Below are 17,741 nucleotides of genomic sequence, written 5' to 3'. Positions count from 1 at the left end.
CCGGTGCGCCGTTCCGACCACCGCCTGCGGCGGCCTACTTCGAGAGGACCGGCAGGACCTCGAGTCCGCCCAGGTAGGGCTGCAGGGCGGTCGGGACGTTGACGGAGCCGTCCGGGTTCTGGTGATTCTCCAGGATGGCCACGAGCCACCGGGTCGTCGCCAGGGTGCCGTTGAGGGTGGCGACCATGCGCGTCCCGCCCTTGGAGCCGTCCTCGTTGACCAGCCGTTCTCGGATGTTCAGGCGGCGTGCCTGGAACGTGGTGCAGTTCGAGGTCGAGGTCAGCTCCCGGTAGGTCTCCTGGGTGGGGACCCACGCCTCGCAGTCGAACTTGCGGGCGGCACTCATGCCCAGGTCGCCGGCCGCCGTGTCGATCACGCGGTAGGGCAGCTCGACCATGGCGAGCATCTGCTCCTCCCAGTCCAGCAACCGGGCGTGCTCCTCGGCGGCCTTCTCCGGGGAGGTGTAGACGAACATCTCCAGCTTGTTGAACTGGTGCACGCGGATGATGCCGCGGGTGTCCTTGCCGGCCGAACCGGCCTCACGGCGGTAGCAGGTGGACCAGCCGGCGTAGCGGGTCGGCTCCTCGCCGAACTCGAGGATCTCGTCCGCGTGATAGCCGGCCAGGGCGACCTCGGAGGTGCCGACCAGGTACAGGTCGTCCCGCTCGAGCTTGTAGATCTCGTCGTCGTGCTCCACGTCGAAGCCCGTGCCCTGCATGGTCTCGGGACGCACCAGGGTGGGGGTCATCATCGGGATGAAGCCGTTCTTCAGGGCCAGGTCCAGGCCCATCTGCATCAGCGCCAGCTCCAGGCGGGCACCCACGCCCTTGAGGAAGTAGAAGCGGGATCCGGAGACCTTGGCGCCCCGTTCCATGTCGATCGCGCCGATCAGCTCACCGATCTCCAGGTGGTCCCGCGCGGTGAAGCCGTCGGCGGAGAAGTCCCGGATGGTGCCCACGGTCTTGACCGTGGTGAAGTCGTCCTCGCCGCCGGCGGGCACCCCGTCCTCGATGAGGTTCGGGAACCGGCGTTGCAGGCCATCAAGCCGGCTCTTCGCCTCGTCGGAGGCGGCCTCGGCCGCCTTGACGTTGGCGGAGAGCTCCTTGACCTCGGCCAGCAGCTGCTGCTTCTCCTCGCCCTTCGCGGCGGCGACCCTCTTGCCGAAGGCCTTCTGCTCGGCGCGGAGCTCCTCGAACGCCGTGATCGAGGATCGGCGCTCCGCATCGGCGGACACGATCTGCTCGACGAGTGACTCGTCGGCACCGCGGGCGCGCTGCGAGGCCACATAGAGGTCCGGGTTTTCGATGAGGTGCTTGACGTCGATCACGGACACCAGCCTAGCCAGTCTCCGGCCGTGTCACCGCAGGATGGCGGTGCCGGCCCCACCGTAGACTGCTGCGCATGCCCGTTGAACTGGTCTTGGTCATCATCGCCCTGGTACTCGTGGTGGCCGCACTGGCCTTCGCCACGGGGCTCTGGACCGGTCAGCGGACCCTGCGCCGCCGTATGGACCGTCTCGACGGCCAGGTCACCTCGCTGCACGGCAACGTCCAGACCCTGCCCGGTCGGATGGACGACCTCAACGGCAGGGTCCAAGCCCTGGACGGGCAGGTCAGCGAGATCGCCGACGCACCCCTGGTAGCCCGTGCCATGGACCACCCCACGCAAATCGCCCTGGTGCTCAACCCCTCCAAGAACGGTGCGGACCGCATCCGCGCGAAGGCCACGGCCGCCGTCGCCGAGGCCGGGCTGCCCGAGCTGAAGGTCTACGAGACCACCGTGGAGGACCCGGGCCAGCAGATGGCGCGGGATGCCATCCGGGACGGCGCCGACGTCGTCATCGCCGCCGGTGGTGACGGCACGGTGCGGTTCGTGGCCGAGGAACTGGCCGGGACCGACGTCGCGCTGGCGCTCGTGCCGATGGGCACCGGAAACCTGCTGGCGCGGAACCTCAAACTGCCGTTGGACGATCACCAGGCCTGCATCAACACGGCCATCCACGGGTCCACCCGCGAGATCGACTCCGTCACCATCAAACTCGAGGGCACCGACGGCGAGGTCAAGAAGAACACCTTCCTGGTCATCGCCGGCGCGGGCATCGACGCGGAGATCATGGGCGACACCCGAGATGACCTCAAGGCCCGGGCCGGCTGGCTGGCCTACGGCGAGGCGGGCATGCGCCACCTGGCCGGCAAGCGCAAGGAGATCTCCATCTCGCTCGACGGCGGCGCCCCCCAACGGCGCAAGGTCCGGTCCGTGATGGTCGCCAACTGCGGCGAGCTCACAGCCGGCATGGACTTCATCCCGGACGCCCGGTTCGACGACGGCCTGCTGGACGTTGTCATGCTCTCCCCGCGTCACGTGGGCGACTGGGTCCGCATCGCCGCCAAGACGCTGTCCAAATCCGCCACCGAGATCCCCGTGATGGAGACCCACCAGGCCACCCGGTGCCGTGTGGTCCTGCACGAGCCGATGGTCGCCCAGCTCGACGGTGACGCGATCATGGAGGTCAAGGTCATCGACGCTCGGGTCAGGCCGGATTCCCTGCGGGTGCAGCTGCCGGCCTCGGACGTGCCCGACTCGGCCGCCGCCCCGCTGATGCAGCCGGAGGCGGTCCCGGCGGCAGAGGACTGAGCCCTACCGCTCCATGATCTCCGCGACCCACTCCTGCCCGGCCCGGTAGGCCGCGTCCTGGGTGTGCGCCGGGATCGAGTACTTCAGCCTGTCGGCCCGCGGGTAGGACCCGAGGAAACGGATCCCGGGGATCATCCGGTACAGGGCGGCGAGCGCGGCCTTCACCCGCTCCTCGGCAACGTGGCCCTCGAAGTCGATCGAGAAGAAGTAGCTGCCCAACCCGGCCCCGGTGGGACGGGACTCGATCCGCGAGAGGTTGATCCCGCGCGTCGAGAACTGGTCCAGGATGTCCATGAGGGCACCGGGATGGTCCTCCGGCAGGGGCACGACGACGGTCGTCTTGTCCGAGCCCGTCGGCGCCGGCACGGTGCCGGGGCGAGAGACGAGGACGAACCGGGTCACGGCGCCGGCGGTGTCCTCGATGGCCGAGGCCAGCACGGGCAAGCCGGTCTGCTCTGCCACGAGCGGCGCGCAGACGGCGGCATCGTAGGTCGTGGAGTCGTCGAGCAGGCCCCGGGCCGCGCCCGCGGTCGAGTTGCCGGGAACGAACTCCGCCTGGGGGATGTGGGCCGCGGCCCAGTTGCGCACCTGCGCCCAGCCGTGGGTGTGGGTGGAGACCGTCTGGATCTCGTTCAGCTCCAGCGGGCGCCGGCCGACCAGCACGAAGCTGATCGGCACGAGGATCTCGCGCCGGATCTGCAGGTTGTCGTCCGCGGCGATGTCATCCAGGGTGGCGGTGACGCCGCCCTCCACGGAGTTCTCGATCGGCACCACGGCATAGTCGGCGGTGCCCTGGCGGACCTCCGCGAGCGCCGTGATCACCGAGCCGACGGGATCGCACTGTGCCTCCTCGGCCCCCGGGACCTGCCGCAGGGCGGCCTCCGTGAAGGTCCCCGCGGGGCCGAGGAAGACGTACCGTGCACGAGCGGTGCCCGCCGCGCCCGAGGCGGGCGGTCCGGCGTCGTCCGTTGGACCGGCCGGCGGAACGGCAACGCTCACTTGACGGTCGGTTCGGCGCCGCCGTCCGCCTCCATGGGCCGCTCGGACTCGAACCAGGCCCCGGAGCCGCCGGCGATGTTGATGGCGGAGTAACCGTGGTCCACCATGAATCCGGCTGCGCGCATGGAGCGGCCGCCGGTCCGGCAGATCACGTAGTAGTCGGTGTCCGGGTCCAGCTCCTCGAGCCGCTCGGGCAGCTCACCGAGGGGGATGTGCAGGGCGCCGGCAGCGCGGCCCAGAACCCATTCATCGTCCTCCCGGACATCGAGGATGGTGGCGTTCTCGGGTACGTCGCCGACGGGGACGGTTTCGAACATGCTCATGGTTCCCAGCCTATAGAGCGAGGCGGACGGCTGGAACCATGCGTCCCGGCAGCGTCCCAGCAGCACTGGATGGCGCTCGTTACAGTGGGGGGATGAATCACCGGGATACCCCTGCTGACGTGGCCGATGCGACCGGCCCCGGCCTGGACGGCCTCACCGCCCTGCAACTGCGCGACGCCCTCGCTGCCGGGCAGGTCTCTGCCGTGGACGCCACCCGGCATTTCCTGGCCGTGGCCGAGCGGCGCAACCCCGAGCTGGGCGCATTCATCACCCTTGACCCGGAGGCAGCCCTCCAGCGGGCCGAGGAGCTGGACCGGCGCTTCGCCGACGCCGGCGCCATCGGTTCCCTGCACGGGATGCCGTTGGCGTTCAAGGACCTGGTGGACGTGGCCGGGATGCGCACCACCTTCGGCTCTCGCGTCATGGCACAGGCCCCCGCGGCCACGGAGGACGACCCTCTGGCGGCCGCCCTGCACGCCGCCGGCGCCCTCTCCACCGGCAAGACCACCGTTCCGGAGTTCGGCCTGCCCTGCCACTCGGAGAACCTGCTCTCCGCCCCCGCCCGCAATCCGCTCGATCCCACTCGCACCGCGGGCGGCTCCACGGGCGGTGGCGCGGCGGCCGTGGCGGCCGGCATGCTGCCGTTCGCCCCCGGGAGTGACGGCGGCGGCTCGGTCCGCATCCCGGCGGCGGCCTGCGGTCTGGTGGGCCTGAAACCCGGGCGGGGCACGGTTCCCACAGACCAGCAGGACGACTCGGTGCGCAACCTCACGGTCTCCGGGCCGTTGGCCCACAACGCCGCCGACGCCGCCCTCCTGTATGACGCCATGCTGGGTGGCCCGGGAGGCGAGGGTCGCAGCCTGCCGCGGGCCCTGGAGGCCGCGCCGGGGCACCTGCGCATCGGGTATTCCACCGCGTCGCCCTTCTCTCCGGACCTGGACATCACGCTGGCCCGGCCGGCCGTGGACGCGCTCACCGCCGCAGCGGCGGCGCTGGGCCGGGACGGGCACGAGGTGGTGGAGGCCGACCTCTCCTACGCACCCGGGTATCACCAGGACTTCCGCACCGTCTGGACGTCGGCCCTGACCAGGGTCCCCCTGCCGGACGGTGCCGAGCCGCTCCTCGCCCCGTTGTCCGCCTACTTCCTGGAGTTGGCCCGCGGCTACTCCGAGGAGCACCTCGCCACCTCGGTGGGCCGCCTGACCGAGTGGGCCGCCGATGCCCGCCGTCAGCTGGCCGCGCACGATGTGGTGCTGACGCCGGTCCTGGCTTTCGCCCCACCGGAGATCGGCACGTTCACCGCCCTGCCGCCGGCCGAGGACTACGAGCTGCAGTGCCGGTTCACGCCGTACACGTCCATGGTCAACGTCCTGGGGCTGCCGGCGATCTCCGTCCCCGTGCTGCGGGACGCGGACGGGTTCAACTGGTCCGTCCAGGCCATCGGCCGGCCCGGGACCGAGGGCCCCCTGCTGGCCCTGGCCGCCCGGATGGAACAGTTGCTGGCCGGTTAGACGAAGAACAGCGCCATGAATCCGAGAATTCCGAGAAGCGTGAGCCCGGTCATCAGGTAGCCCATGACCAGGCCGGCGATGGCGAAGCCCCGGCTCTGCCGGTCACGGTTCAGGCTGACGTGACCGAGGATGACGGCGAGGATCTGGGGCACGAAGAGGAACCCGCCGGTCACCACGCCGACGATGCCCAGCACCATGGATGCCACGGCCAGGCCACTGGGCTGGGCCGGATGGCCGGCCACGGGGAACGGGCTTCCCGACTGCCGACCGGAAGCGTCCCATGGTCCGGTGTGGCCCGGGCGCGAGCCGTAGGGGTGGCCGGCTCCGCCGCGTCCGTAGGGCGGGTTCTGCCCCGGCGCGGTTCCCGGGCCGGGGGGATTGGCCAGGACGGGATACTCGCCCTGGATCGGATATTGGCCCTGGCCGTTGCCGTAGGGGCCGGCCAGCGGCTGGTCGGCGTAGGGGTTGCGCGCGGCGGCCTCCTGACCGGGCGACTGCTGCGGAGCGGCAGGCGTGGCCGGCGCGGAGGGGTCCGAATACCAGGAGGGGTGATGCGGATCGTTGAACGGCCGGTCGCCACCCGACGACTCGGACGACTGGCCACCGTGCTGGCGTGGTTCCCGATCGGACATGGCTCCCCTTGGGTCTTCGGCTGCTGCGGGCCGGCCCGGAAACTGGTCGAGCCAGCCGCCGGCAGGCGGAATGATGAGCCCCAGTCTACGGAACGGATCTGACACCGTCCCGGTCGTCACCGATCCCTATCGTGTCCCCGGCCGCCTGCAGGATGATGAGAACCGCAGAGGCCGGACCGCCCGACGCTGGCGGCCAGGGGAGGGATCTGATGACGACATTCACGGCAACCACGCAAAGTGATACCGCCACGGCACCGGGGAATCCACGCTACTGCGCCGTGCCCCCGTATCTGCTGGAGCACTTGTCCCGGAACCGGCCGCCGGCCGCCATCGCGAGGACCCTCCAGCTGGATGAACAGGTCCGCGAGCGGCGCCACCGCGGGACGCTGCCGGAGCGCGCGCCGGTCGCCCCGGCGGGCACTCTGGACCGCACGATCTCGGATGCGGAGAACACCGAGGAGCTTCCGGGCAGGACCGTGCGCACGGAGGGCCAGCCTCCGGTGGAGGACGTGTCCGTCAACGAGGCCTATGACGGGATCGGCTCCGTGCACGCGTTCCTCGAGGAGGTCTACCGGCACTCCTCCCTGGACGGGACCGGGCTCGGACTGCTCGCGACCGTCCACTACGGCCAGCGCTACGACAACGCCTTCTGGGACGGGACGCAGATGGTGTTCGGTGACGGCGACGGCGAGATCTTCACGGGGTTCACGCCCTCGGTGTCCGTGATCGCCCACGAGCTCGCGCACGGGCTGATGCAGTACTCCACGGACCTGCTCTACGAAGGCCAGTCCGGTGCCCTGAACGAGTCCTTCTCCGACGTGCTGGGGGCCCTGGTGGACCAGTACGCCCAGGGCCAGACGGCCGATCAGGCCAGCTGGCTGATCGGTGCGGAGATCTTCGGCGAGGACATCCAGGCTGACGGGCTGCGGTCCATGGCCGCGCCGGGGACGGCCTATGACGACCCGCGGCTCGGGCGGGATCCGCAACCGGCACACCTGGACGACTACGTGGAGACCCAGGCCGACTACGGCGGGGTGCACCTGAACTCCGGCATTCCCAACAAGGCCTTCCACCTCGCGGCCATGGCCCTCGGCGGACACGCCTGGGAGCGTGCCGGGCAGGTCTGGTTCGACGTCGTCACGGGCGAGTCACTGCCACGTGATGCCGATTTCGCCGGTTTCGCGGAGGCCACCGTGCTGGCGGCCGGTGAGCGATTCGACGAGACCGTGGCCACGGCGATCCGGGGCGCCTGGGAGCAGGTCGGGGTCCTGGCGGCCCGGACCTGACCGGAGCTGGAACGACCGGAACCGGACACCGCCTGCGTAGGCTTGCCTCATGGATGGCACCGCCGATCGCCCCCCGCGGCCACTGGGGGCGCCTGGAGTACCTGGAGCACCTCAGCAGGGTTCGGGCACCGCCCGGTTCGAGGTCACGGTGGAGCGCTCCGGCGGGATCGCCGGGATGGTGCGCCGGTGGTCTGCTCCGATTCCCGACGACGGCGGCCCGGCCGCGCGTGCGGCGCACCGGATCGCGGAGCTGAGCACAGCCGAGCCGAGCGCAGAGGGGCCGGGCGCCGAGGGGCCGGGCGCCGAGGGACCGGGCGCCGAGGGACCGGGCCGGGTGCGGGACGGTTTCCTGTGGGCCGTGCGCTGCGGGGAAGGCTCCCTGCAGTGCGACGAGGAGGGCCGGCGTCGTGATCCGGAGGTGGACGCCCTCATCACCGTGGTGACCGCACCCCGGTAGTCCGGCGCCTCCGCGGGGTGCCGTGGAGGACCGAGTGGCGTCACGGTAGCGCGCTCTCTATCCGCGCCGGGCCGGCCGTGCCACAGTGGTGGCATGAGCTCTGAGAACGCCTCTGCCGATGCCGACGCCACCCGCGTGAAGCCCGCCGCCGAACGAGCCGGGACACGTGCACTCGCGCAGGACCTTGTGGACGTTCCCGCGTTGCTGGCCGCCTATGCCGAGCTGCATCCGGACCCCGCGAACCCGGCCCAGCAGGTCTCCTTCGGGACCTCCGGCCACCGCGGCTCCTCGCTCAAGGCCTCCTTCAATGAGGACCACATCGCGGCCATCACCCAAGCGATCGTCGACTACCGTGCCGCCCAGGGTGTCACCGGACCGCTGCTGATGGGCAAGGACACGCACGCCCTGTCCGGACCGGCCCAGGACACGGCGCTCGAGGTGCTCCTGGGCAATGGCGTGCGGACCCTGGTGGACTCCCGGGACGGCTACACCCCCACCCCCGCCCTCTCCCACGCCATCCTTGCTCTCAACACCGACCCCTCGAACAAGGAGGGCCAGGCGGACGGCATCGTCATCACCCCATCCCACAATCCGCCCACGGACGGCGGCATCAAGTACAACCCGCCGCACGGAGGCCCGGCGGACACGGACGCCACGAACTGGATCGCCGACCGCGCCAACACCCTGCTCGCCGGCGGCCTCGCGGACGTCCAGCGGATCCCGTTGGCCGAGGCCCGGCAGCATGAGGCGCTGGGCACCTATGACTTCCTGGACCGGTACGTCACCGATCTGCCGACGGTGATTGACCTGGATGCCATCCGCCAGGCCAGGGTGCGCATCGGCGCGGACCCCATGGGCGGGGCATCCGTGGGGTACTGGGGAGAGATCGGGACCCGGCATGGCCTGGACCTGACCGTGGTGAACCCGAAGGTCGATCCGCAGTGGGGGTTCATGAGCCTGGACTGGGACGGGAAGATCCGGATGGACTGCTCCTCGCCCAACGCGATGGCCTCGTTGATCGAGCGGATGCGGTCCGAGGGGACCGGAGAGAACGAGTCGGCCGGCGCCGCACCCTTTGATATCGCCACCGGCAACGACGCCGACGCCGACCGCCACGGCATCGTCACCGGCGACGGCGGGCTGATGAATCCCAACCACTTCCTGGCCGTGGCCATTGACTATCTCTACCGGCACCGGCACGGCTGGCCGGCGGGGGCCGGCGTCGGGAAGACCCTGGTCTCCTCCTCGATGATCGACCGGGTGGCCGCCGGACTGGGACGGCCCCTCGTGGAGGTACCGGTCGGCTTCAAGTGGTTCGTGCCCGGCCTGCTGGACGGCACCGGGGTGTTCGGCGGCGAGGAGTCCGCCGGCGCCTCCTTCGTGCGCTTCGACGGCAGCGCCTGGTCCACGGACAAGGACGGTCTGCTGTTGTGCCTGCTCGCCGCGGAGATCCACGCGGTGACGGGCCAGACCCCCTCCGAGTACTACGCGGAGCTGGTGGAGCAGTACGGCGATCCCGTGTATGCCCGCATCGACGCCCCGGCCACCGCCGAGCAGAAGGCGAGGCTGAAGAAGATGTCCCCGTCCGACGTCGCCGCCGACACCCTGGCCGGCGAGCCGATCACCGCCAAGATGACCGAGGCCCCCGGCAACGGCGCGGCCATCGGCGGTCTCAAGGTCACCACCGAGAACGCCTGGTTCGCGGCCCGGCCCTCCGGCACCGAGGACGTGTACAAGATCTACGCCGAGTCATTCATCTCCGCCGAGCACCTGAGCCATGTGCAGGCGGAGGCCAAGGCCATCGTGGACTCCGTTATCGCCGGGTGATTGCGGGGTGACCGCTCCCGCTCCCGCCGCTCATCTGGGTCACACGAATTGGCTCCAGATCAGCCGAGGGGGGCCAATCCGTGCGACCTGGATGCGGGCCGGGTCACAGCAGGCGCTTGAGCGCCTGGCGCTTGGCCCAGGTGTAGGGCGGGTAGACCATCCTCAGGGTGTCCACCTGATCGGTCTTCGTCAGGGCCGGGCGCAGCTGGGAGAACGTCTCGAAGCCGGCCCGCCCGTGGTAAGCACCCAGGCCGGAGGCCCCCACCCCGCCGAAGGGCAGCGTGGGCAGTCCCACCTGCAGGAGGGCCACGTCGAAGGCCATGCCGCCGGCGGTGACGCGCTCCTCGAAGGCCCGGTGGTAGCGGTGCTTGTCCGTGAACAGGTAGGCGGCCAGGGGGTGCGGCCGGGCCGTGATGAACTCGACGGCCTCTTCGAAGGTGTCCACGCGCACGATCGGCAGCACCGGCCCGAAGATCTCCTCCGCCATCAGGGCGCTGTCCGGTGACACGTCCGCCACGACGGTCGGCTCCAGGAATCGGTCGGCGACGTCGGCCCGGCCGCCATGCACGAGCCGCGCCGGCGGGTGCCCTTCGCCCCCGGCCCGAGCGCCGGCACCGCCGTCAGAGACCCCGCCCTGACCGGCACCAGCACCGTCCTCAGCGCCCGCACCCGGGCCGCCACCCGACAGGGAGTCTTCCAGCAGGGCCACGGTCCGTTCCAGGTGCTCGGTGCTGACCATGCGGCTGTAGTCCGGTGAGGCCTGCGCGTCCTTCCCGTAGAACTCCTCGATGGCCTTCGGCAGGTGCTTCTCGAGCTGCCGCTGGGACTCCTCGCCCACCGCGAGGACGTAATCCGGGGCCACGCAGGTCTGCCCGGCGTTGGTGAACTTGCCGAAGGCGATCCGGCGGGCGATCGCCGGCCAGTTGCGCCCGTCCGCCACCACGCAGGGGGACTTGCCGCCCAGCTCCAGAGTCACCGGGGTCAGTTGCTTCGCGGCGGCCTCGTAAACGATCCGGCCCACGCGCTCCCCTCCGGTGTAGAAGATGTGGTCGAACGACTCGGCCAGCAGGGCCTGCACGGCCTCGGCCCCGCCCTGCACCACGGCGACCGCACGCGGATCCAGGTACTGCGGGATGAGCCGGCCGATGAGCTCGGCGGTGGCAGGGGCCTTCTCGCTGGGCTTGAGCACCACGGAATTGCCGGCTGCCACCGCCGCCACCAGCGGGCCGAGCAAGGTCTGGATCGGGTAGTTCCACGGGCCGATGATCAGCACGGTGCCCAGGGGCCGGGCCTCGACCTTGGCACTGGCGGGACGGAACGCCAACGGCACCTTCACCGACTCTGGTTCCATCCAGTCGGTCAGGTACAGCAGGGCGTGATCCACCTCGGAGCGGGTGGGCTGGATCTCGGTCAACATCGCCTCAACGGCGGGTTTGCCCAGGTCCGCCGCCAGGGCCGCGCAGATCGCGTCGGCCTGTTCCTCCAGCATCCGCCGGAGGCCCTTGAGCTGACCGGCCCGGAAGCGCCGCGGGTGGGCCAACCGCAGGGTGGCGGCCTGGCGCATCCTCGCGACGGCGGCGCCCGGCTCCTCGTTTCCGCTCGCCACGTCTGGCCCGGCCGGGACGTGCAGCATCGGCGCCGGGTCGAGCGCCGTGTCCTCCGGCCGGGGGCCGTCCCCGTGGTGGCCGGGGTTCAGGGTCTGGTCCGCAATGAAGTCCGGAATCTGAGGCATGACCCCACGGTAACGGCAAGGGCCCGCTACCGCGCAGCCACACAGGTCACGGCAGACTCACCCACACTTTGCGGGCAGAGATGAGTACTGATTTCTGCCCTGAAACGGGATTTCAGCGCTGCGGCCAGTACCCGCGGGCCTCCATCACGGAGGCCAGGGCCTCCGCGTCGTCCGTCATCAGCCCGTCCACCCCGAGGGCCAGCAGGTGCTCCATCTCCGCGGGATCGTCCACCACCCAGACGTGGACCTGCAGTCCGGCGGCCTGGCACCGGGACACGAAGGTGCGGGTCACCACGGGGATCACGCCCTGCTTCACGGGGACCTGGACGCAGTCGACGTGGACCAGCCGGCGCGCCACGAACCGGGTCAACCCCAGTGGAGCCGCCAGCACGAGGGCGGCGATGGCCCATCCGCCGCCGGACATCGCGATCCGGCGGCCGGCCGTCCGGGTGAAGCGCCGGCGTCGGGAATCATGGAAGGAGGCGATCAGCACCCGGTGCCAGGCATCATGGCGGGCCAGCAAGGGCACCATGGCCTCGCCAGCGGCATCGTCCTTGAGGTCCACGTTGAGGTGCACGTCAGGCCACTCGGTCAGCAGGTCTTCGAAGCGCAGCAGGTGCTCACCCTCGAGCAGGTCGCTCCCGGCGAACCCCACCTCGGGGTCCAATGCCGCACCGCCAACGGAGGCGACCCGCTCCCGCACCGGACCGCGGTCGGACCCCTGACCGGTGGCCGGATCCAGCACCCGGAGCGCGCTGAGTTCCTCCCAGGTGTGGTCCGAGATCCTCCCCGAACCGGTGGTGACGCGGTCCAGGACCTCGTCGTGGAAGACCATGAGCACCCCGTCCTTCGAGGTGCGCACGTCCAACTCGAGGTAGCCGTATCCGCGGTCCACGGCGCTGCGGAATGCGGTCAGCGTGTTCTCCCGGGTGGTGTCCGCCCCGCGGTGGGCGAAGGCCAGCGGCCAGCCCCGGCGGGCGGGGAGGGAATCCGTCAGGTATGGAGGCAGGGTGGGGCGCTTCACGCGTCCACCCTATCCGTCAGTCGAGGGTGAGCAGATGCTCGATGGCCTGGGCCACTCCATCGTCATCGCAGGCTCCGGTGGTCGCGTCCGCGGCGGCCAGCAGGGTCGGGTGCCCCGAGGCCACGGCGTACCCGGTGCCGGCCCAGTGGATCATCTCCAGGTCGTTGGGCATGTCCCCGAACGCCACCACCTCGCTGGCGAAGATGCCGTGTTCGGCGGCGAAGCCGGCCAGGGTCGTGGCCTTGTTCACCTCCGGCCGGGACAACTCCAGCAAGGTCATCCCGGGTGCGGAATGCGTCACGGCGAGCAGGTCCCCCAGCAGGTCCCGGACCTCGGCCAGGAAGGCATCGGGCTCGTGGGAGCGCGTCTTGACCAGGAACTTCACCACGGCGGGATCCGCGGGCAGGACCTCGTCCAGACGCGGTGCCACGTGGACGCCGGCGGCGAGTTCGCCGGACACCAGGTCCCCGGTGGCCTCCGCGTCCTGCCGGTCGACGAAGGCGGCATCGAGATGAAAGCCCTCGAGGGTCTCCATTCCGAAGGACGCCGATGGGTCCAGGGCGGCGATCATCTCGCGCGCCTGCAGCACGGTCTCGAAGTCCATGGGCTTGGAGTCGAGCACGGTCTCCCGCACGAGGTCGTAGATGACCGCCCCGTTCGAGCAGATGATGGGCCCGGCATGACCCAGCGCCTCGGTCAGTGGCGTCAGCCAGCGGATGGGCCGTCCGGTCACGAAGACCACCTGGATGCCGGCGTCATGCGCGGCCTGGAAGGCCTCCACCGTGCGCGGCGAGATCAGGCCGGTGCGGGTGTGGTCATAGCCGATGATGGTGCCGTCCAGGTCGCTGGCGATCATCCGGGGCCGGCGGAGGGCCGGACCGGCCGGAGCCGGCGGCGCCGGTTCGTAGGTCGGTTCTGGACGGGACATGGCCCCCATTCTAGGCCGCGGGCCAGCGGGGGTGACGGTGCGAGGCGAACCGGCGGGGCGCCTCAGCCGAGCTCGCCACGCGTGGGCGGATCAGCCCCCAGCCGGGACGAGGTGATGGCCGCCGCCCGCGCGGCATAGGCGAGCACCGCCGCGGTGTCCTCCGGGCTGATGTTCCGCAGAGCCTCGCGGTTCTCGGCTCCCAGGAGCCCACGGTCCTTCAGGGCGACCAGCAGGGCGGCGGTGAAGGAGTCGCCCGCACCCACCGTGTCCGCGACCTCGACGGGTGTCACGGGGTGTTCGGTCAGCCCGGCGGCGGTGGCGCACAGCAGCGAGGTCTCCCCGCGGGTCACCACCACCATGGCCGGCTCGATCCGCTGCCACTCGACGATCACGTCCTCGAGCGCACGGTCCGGGTACAGCCAGGCCAGATCCTCGTCCGAGGCGTGCACGATGTCCGCGAACGCCACCGACTCCTCAGCCCGGCGGCGGGCGGTGGTCCGGTCGGGGACGATCGAGGGGCGGCAGTTCGGGTCGTAGCTCAGGGTGACATCCGGCTCGAGCGTGGTCAGCAACTCCATGACGGTGGAGGCACCCGGCTCGAGCATCGTGGCGATGGATCCCGTGTGCAGGTGCTTGAGGGTCCGTGCCATGCCGTCCCGGTCCAGCACGGCGCGCACCAGCCGGGCCGTCTCGTCAGGATCGGGCAGCGACCAGTCCAGGTCGAACTCGTAGTGGGCCACCCCGGTGGGGTCCAGGCGGGCGGTGGCCACGGAGGTCGGCAGGCCGTCCGGATCCAGCACCGCGTTCACGCCGTTGCGGTCGAGATGCTCGCGGACCATGGCGCCGTAGTCATCGTGGCCGTAGCGGCCGGCGAATAACACGTTCTCCCCGAGCCGGGCCAGGCCTACAGCCACATTGAGGGGACTGCCGCCGACGTGGACCCGCGGCGTCGCGGTATCGGAAAGGACGACGTCGACGAGCGCCTCGCCGATCACACCCACGTAATCAGTCACAGATCAACGGTACCCTACCGCTCAGTTGCCCTCTCGGTTTTCGACCGGCCCTCCGGACGTCCGCCAGGCAGTTCCCACACCCCCGAACCGACCGGAAAGATGCCCGTGACCTCGAAGGACCCCACAGAGCCCACCAACGGACCCGCCGTCGAAGAGCAGCGGTCCCTGGCCCGCCGACTCGGCATGGGCTGGCGCCTGCATGGCGACGGCCGTCACATCACCCCGGGCGAGGTCGTCGCCCCGGACGAGCGGCTCGCCTGGCCACAGACCATCGGCGTCGGCGTTCAGCACGTGATGGCCATGTTCGGCGCCACCGTGCTCGTGCCCACCATCACCGGCTTCCCCGTGACCGCCTCCCTGTTCTTCTCAGGCGTGGGCACTCTGCTGTTCCTGATCATCACCGCCGGCCGGGTCCCCTCCTATCTCGGCAGCTCGTTCGCGTTCATCGCGCCGATCAGCGCGGCGATGAGCCAGCACGGCATCGGCGGGGCCCTCGGCGGCGTCCTCGTCTCCGGAGTGGCGCTATTCCTCGTCGGCCTTGTGGTGCAGCGGGCCGGGACCGGGTGGATCCACGCGCTCATGCCCCCGGTGGTCATGGGCACGATCGTGGCCCTGATCGGCCTGAACCTCGCCGGTTCCACCACGGAGGCCATGGTCTCGGTACCCCTGACCACGTTCTCCACCGCCCTGGCCATCGTGGTGTGTGCCGTGCTGTTCAAGGGTCTGCTGGGGCGGCTGTCCATCCTGCTCGGCATCATCGTCGGCTACCTCGTGGCCCTGGCCCAGGGCCAGATCGACTTCAGCCCCATCGGTGAGGCCGCGGTGGTCGGCCTGCCGCCTTTCCACGCCCCCGAGTTCCACTGGGACGTGCTGTTCCTCTTCCTGCCCGTGGTGTTGGTGCTGGTGGCGGAGAACATCGGCCACGTGAAGACGGTGGGGCTCATGACGAACCGCAACCTGGACTCCTCCAACGGCCGGGCCCTGATGGCCGACGGCCTGGCGACCACCCTCTCGGGCCTCGGCGGTGGCGTGGGCACCACCACCTACGCGGAGAACATCGGTGTCATGGCCTCCTCCCGCGTCTACTCCACCGCCGCCTACTGGGTGGCCGGGATCGTGGCCCTCGCCCTCGCGTTCTTCCCTCAGTTCGGCGCCCTGATCAACACCATCCCCGCGGGCGTCGCCGGAGGTGCGGGGATCATCCTCTACGGCATGATCGGCGTGATGGGCGTGCGCATCTGGGTGCAGAACCGGGTCGACTTCTCGAACACGATCAACCTGATGTCCGCCGGTGCGGGCCTCATCGTCGCGATCGCCGACCCGACCTTGGACGTCGCCGGCATGCAGTTCGGCGGCATCGCCCTCGGCACCGCTACCGTGCTCGTGGTCTTCCACCTCATGACCGCCATCGCCCGCTGGCGCGGCACCGAACCCGTGCCCGCAGATCCGGACGAGAATCCCTACGAGTCCTCCGAGCCCGGCCGCCTGGGCTGAATCACCCGGCTGCGGCGGAAACGGCGGACGCGCACGACGCCGGCCCGGTACGGCCCGCAGGCGTGGCCAGCAGCCGTGGGGGCATCGTCGGGGTGTCGAGGTGGCGTCGAGGGCACCGGTGCCGGCCAACGACCGGGGTCAGGTCTCGTTCAGCGGCGCTTGCCGCCCCTGCCGCCCTTCGATCCCGGGGAACCCTTCGCGCCCTTCGTACCCTTGGAGCTCTTGGAACCTCTGGATCCCTGAACCCCCTTGGCACCCTTGGCACCCTTCGTGGCCGCGACGTTGCGGCCCGTAGTAGTGGCCTTGCCGCTGCGGGATGCACCGGCGGCCGCGGCGCCGCCCTGAGGCGCCGCGGTGGTGGTCTGGTGGTGGTCATTCCGGGACGACCCGGGGCGGCGGCCCTTCGCGGCGCCGACGAAGTCCTGCACGAGCTGGGAGTCCACGGCCTTCAACCAGGCCAGGCCCACGCCCCACCCGGGGTGGCCGTCCGATGCCTCCGCGGCGTCACTGCGACGTTCCAGCGGCAACACCACCACGTCCTTGCGGCCGAACATGCGGGCCACCGAGGCGGGCAGGACCACGTGGCCCGCCCCGGTGGCCACGATCTCCACGGCCATCCGCTCGCCCGCACCCGGGACCTCCGGGGCGTCCAGCGGGTCGACCGGCGGTTCGGGCGCGAACCTCGCTGGGTCCATCCGCTCGGCCGGATCCAGTTCGGAGCATGGGACGGGGCCGTCGGCGGCATCCCACGCTGCCAGCAGGTGGTCCTGGCCCACGCAGACCACCGGGTCCTCCTCGTAGAAGCGGACCACGTGCACATCGGCGGGATCCACGCCGCCGGCGGCGAGGAGTGCCTCGGGGGTGGAATCGAGCCGCCAGCGCAAGTAGCCCAGCTGCGGGAGTCCGCGCGGAGCCGAGCCGTCCGGGCCGGGGGCGAGGAACGTGACTTGCGCGCCGACGTCGTGGTTCACCAGGTGGACGCTGCGCTCACGGGAGGTGAAGCGGTCCACCCACTTGGAGGGCGAGGCGCCGGGGATGGTGGAGAGGAACAGCGTCTCCGGGACGATCTCGTCTGCTGTCGACGGCCCGGACGGGGGCGGGGACGGTGGCACCGGCGGTTACTCGACCTTGTCCTTCAGGAACCGCACGGTGCGGGACCACGCGAGTTCGGCCTCCTCGGGGCGGTAGTTGCCCTGCGGGTTCTCGTCATTGTGGAAGGCGTGCGGGGCATCGTAGAAGAAGTACTCGACCTCGGCACCGGACTCGTCGCGGATCTGCTGCTCCTGGGCACGTGCGTCCTGGGGCGGGAACATGGAGTCCTGTTCGGCGTAGTGGCCTTGGATGGCGGCCTTCACCCCGGCGTAGGCCTGCGGGACGGCCTGGCCTACGCCATAGAACGGCACCGCGGCGGAGACCTTCGCACCCTGGTCAGCGGCCAAGGCGAGCACGAACCCGCCACCCATGCAGAACCCGACGGTGCCGACGGTCTTCGAGGTGACCGAGTCCAGGGACAGCAGGTAGTCGACGGCCCCGGCCAGCTGGCGCGCCCCCTCCTCCGCGGGGAGGTTCTGCATCATCTCGCCGGCCTCCTCGCCATCATGGGCGACCCAACCGCCGAACAGATCCGGGGCCAGCGCGGTGAAGCCCTCCGCCGCCAACCGGTCGCAGACATCCCGCATGTGGTCCGTGAGTCCCCACCATTCCTGGATGACGATGACGCCAGGACCGGACCCGGATTCGGGGGTGGCCAGGTAGCCGTGGCCGCGGTGGTCGCCGCCCTCGGTCCCCTCCTTCTCCGGCAAGGCAAAGGTGGTGTTCTGGTGCGGGGTCTTTCCGGCCACTGGTCCTCCTTGGATCCGCGGGTGAAGCTGGTGGTGAGCG

General features: G+C 70.7%; 16 protein-coding genes. 6 read left to right on the top strand and 10 right to left on the bottom strand.

Annotation, left to right across the window (positions count from 1 at the left end; genetic code table 11):
* Positions 1–34: 34 nt before the first annotated feature.
* Positions 35–1,327 (bottom strand): serine--tRNA ligase, encoded by a 1,293-nt coding sequence (gene serS, locus AB0333_RS05325; protein WP_366217672.1) that lies wholly within the window; start codon positions 1,325–1,327, stop codon positions 35–37.
* Between the two features lie 74 nt (positions 1,328–1,401).
* Here serS and AB0333_RS05320 point away from each other — a divergent pair, with 74 nt between their 5' ends.
* A complete protein-coding gene (locus AB0333_RS05320) occupies positions 1,402–2,634 on the top strand; it encodes a diacylglycerol kinase family protein (RefSeq protein ID WP_366217671.1) in 1,233 nt (410 codons plus the stop codon).
* Positions 2,635–2,637: 3 nt separating this feature from the next.
* Here AB0333_RS05320 and pheA read toward each other — a convergent pair whose 3' ends face one another.
* Complete coding sequence (gene pheA / locus AB0333_RS05315; protein WP_366217670.1) at positions 2,638–3,633, bottom strand: prephenate dehydratase; 996 nt, start codon at positions 3,631–3,633, stop codon at positions 2,638–2,640.
* Entirely contained in the window at positions 3,630–3,956 is a 327-nt protein-coding gene (locus AB0333_RS05310) for a rhodanese-like domain-containing protein (protein WP_366217669.1), read from the bottom strand. The genes pheA and AB0333_RS05310 overlap by 4 nt, the downstream gene beginning before the upstream one ends.
* A 92-nt stretch (positions 3,957–4,048) precedes the next feature.
* Here AB0333_RS05310 and AB0333_RS05305 point away from each other — a divergent pair, with 92 nt between their 5' ends.
* Positions 4,049–5,467: an amidase gene (locus AB0333_RS05305; protein WP_366217668.1), complete on the top strand. Its 1,419-nt coding sequence runs from the start codon at positions 4,049–4,051 to the stop codon at positions 5,465–5,467.
* On the opposite strand, the gene AB0333_RS05300 is transcribed toward AB0333_RS05305, so the two are convergent.
* On the bottom strand, positions 5,464–6,099 hold the full coding sequence (locus AB0333_RS05300) for a DUF4190 domain-containing protein (RefSeq protein WP_366217667.1): 636 nt from the start codon (positions 6,097–6,099) through the stop codon (positions 5,464–5,466). The two genes, AB0333_RS05305 and AB0333_RS05300, sit on opposite strands and share 4 nt — an antisense overlap.
* 209 nt (positions 6,100–6,308) lie before the next feature.
* Between AB0333_RS05300 and AB0333_RS05295 the strand changes: the two genes are divergently transcribed.
* The 3 genes from AB0333_RS05295 to pgm all read left to right on the top strand — a co-directional run bounded on the left by AB0333_RS05295 (position 6,309) and on the right by pgm (position 9,669).
* On the top strand, positions 6,309–7,385 hold the full coding sequence (locus AB0333_RS05295; RefSeq protein ID WP_366217666.1) for a M4 family metallopeptidase: 1,077 nt from the start codon (positions 6,309–6,311) through the stop codon (positions 7,383–7,385).
* A 49-nt stretch (positions 7,386–7,434) separates the two neighbouring features.
* A complete protein-coding gene (locus AB0333_RS05290) occupies positions 7,435–7,842 on the top strand; it encodes a hypothetical protein (RefSeq protein WP_366217665.1) in 408 nt (135 codons plus the stop codon).
* 93 nt (positions 7,843–7,935) lie between these two features.
* Complete coding sequence (gene pgm / locus AB0333_RS05285) at positions 7,936–9,669, top strand: phosphoglucomutase (alpha-D-glucose-1,6-bisphosphate-dependent) (protein ID WP_366217664.1); 1,734 nt, start codon at positions 7,936–7,938, stop codon at positions 9,667–9,669.
* A 103-nt stretch (positions 9,670–9,772) separates the two neighbouring features.
* Here the strand turns inward: pgm and AB0333_RS05280 are convergent, their stop codons facing one another.
* The 4 genes from AB0333_RS05280 to AB0333_RS05265 all read right to left on the bottom strand — a co-directional run bounded on the left by AB0333_RS05280 (position 9,773) and on the right by AB0333_RS05265 (position 14,366).
* Entirely contained in the window at positions 9,773–11,401 is a 1,629-nt protein-coding gene (locus AB0333_RS05280) for an aldehyde dehydrogenase family protein (protein WP_366217663.1), read from the bottom strand.
* A gap of 112 nt (positions 11,402–11,513) precedes the next feature.
* Positions 11,514–12,425: a glycerophosphodiester phosphodiesterase gene (locus AB0333_RS05275; RefSeq protein WP_366217662.1), complete on the bottom strand. Its 912-nt coding sequence runs from the start codon at positions 12,423–12,425 to the stop codon at positions 11,514–11,516.
* 16 nt (positions 12,426–12,441) lie between these two features.
* Complete coding sequence (locus AB0333_RS05270; RefSeq protein WP_115932496.1) at positions 12,442–13,353, bottom strand: HAD family hydrolase; 912 nt, start codon at positions 13,351–13,353, stop codon at positions 12,442–12,444.
* A gap of 62 nt (positions 13,354–13,415) precedes the next feature.
* Positions 13,416–14,366 carry a carbohydrate kinase gene (locus tag AB0333_RS05265; protein WP_245952306.1) on the bottom strand — a complete coding sequence of 317 codons (951 nt, stop codon included), beginning with the start codon at positions 14,364–14,366 and terminating at the stop codon, positions 13,416–13,418.
* Between the two features lie 183 nt (positions 14,367–14,549).
* On the opposite strand from AB0333_RS05265, the gene AB0333_RS05260 reads away from it, so the two are divergent.
* Positions 14,550–15,860: a solute carrier family 23 protein gene (locus AB0333_RS05260; protein WP_366217828.1), complete on the top strand. Its 1,311-nt coding sequence runs from the start codon at positions 14,550–14,552 to the stop codon at positions 15,858–15,860.
* A 149-nt stretch (positions 15,861–16,009) separates the two neighbouring features.
* Here the strand turns inward: AB0333_RS05260 and AB0333_RS05255 are convergent, their stop codons facing one another.
* Together AB0333_RS05255 and AB0333_RS05250 are read right to left on the bottom strand one after the other, a co-directional pair.
* On the bottom strand, positions 16,010–16,972 hold the full coding sequence (locus AB0333_RS05255; protein WP_211309040.1) for a hypothetical protein: 963 nt from the start codon (positions 16,970–16,972) through the stop codon (positions 16,010–16,012).
* A gap of 6 nt (positions 16,973–16,978) precedes the next feature.
* Positions 16,979–17,701, bottom strand: coding sequence for a dienelactone hydrolase family protein (locus tag AB0333_RS05250; protein WP_115932494.1), 723 nt, complete (start codon positions 17,699–17,701; stop codon positions 16,979–16,981).
* Between the last annotated feature and the right edge of the window lie 40 nt (positions 17,702–17,741).

Source organism: Citricoccus sp. NPDC079358 (assembly GCF_040702545.1).
In the GTDB taxonomy this organism is placed as follows: domain Bacteria; phylum Actinomycetota; class Actinomycetes; order Actinomycetales; family Micrococcaceae; genus Citricoccus.
Note: the sequence above shows the minus strand (reverse complement) of the source record. Positions and strands in the feature narration are given on the sequence as shown.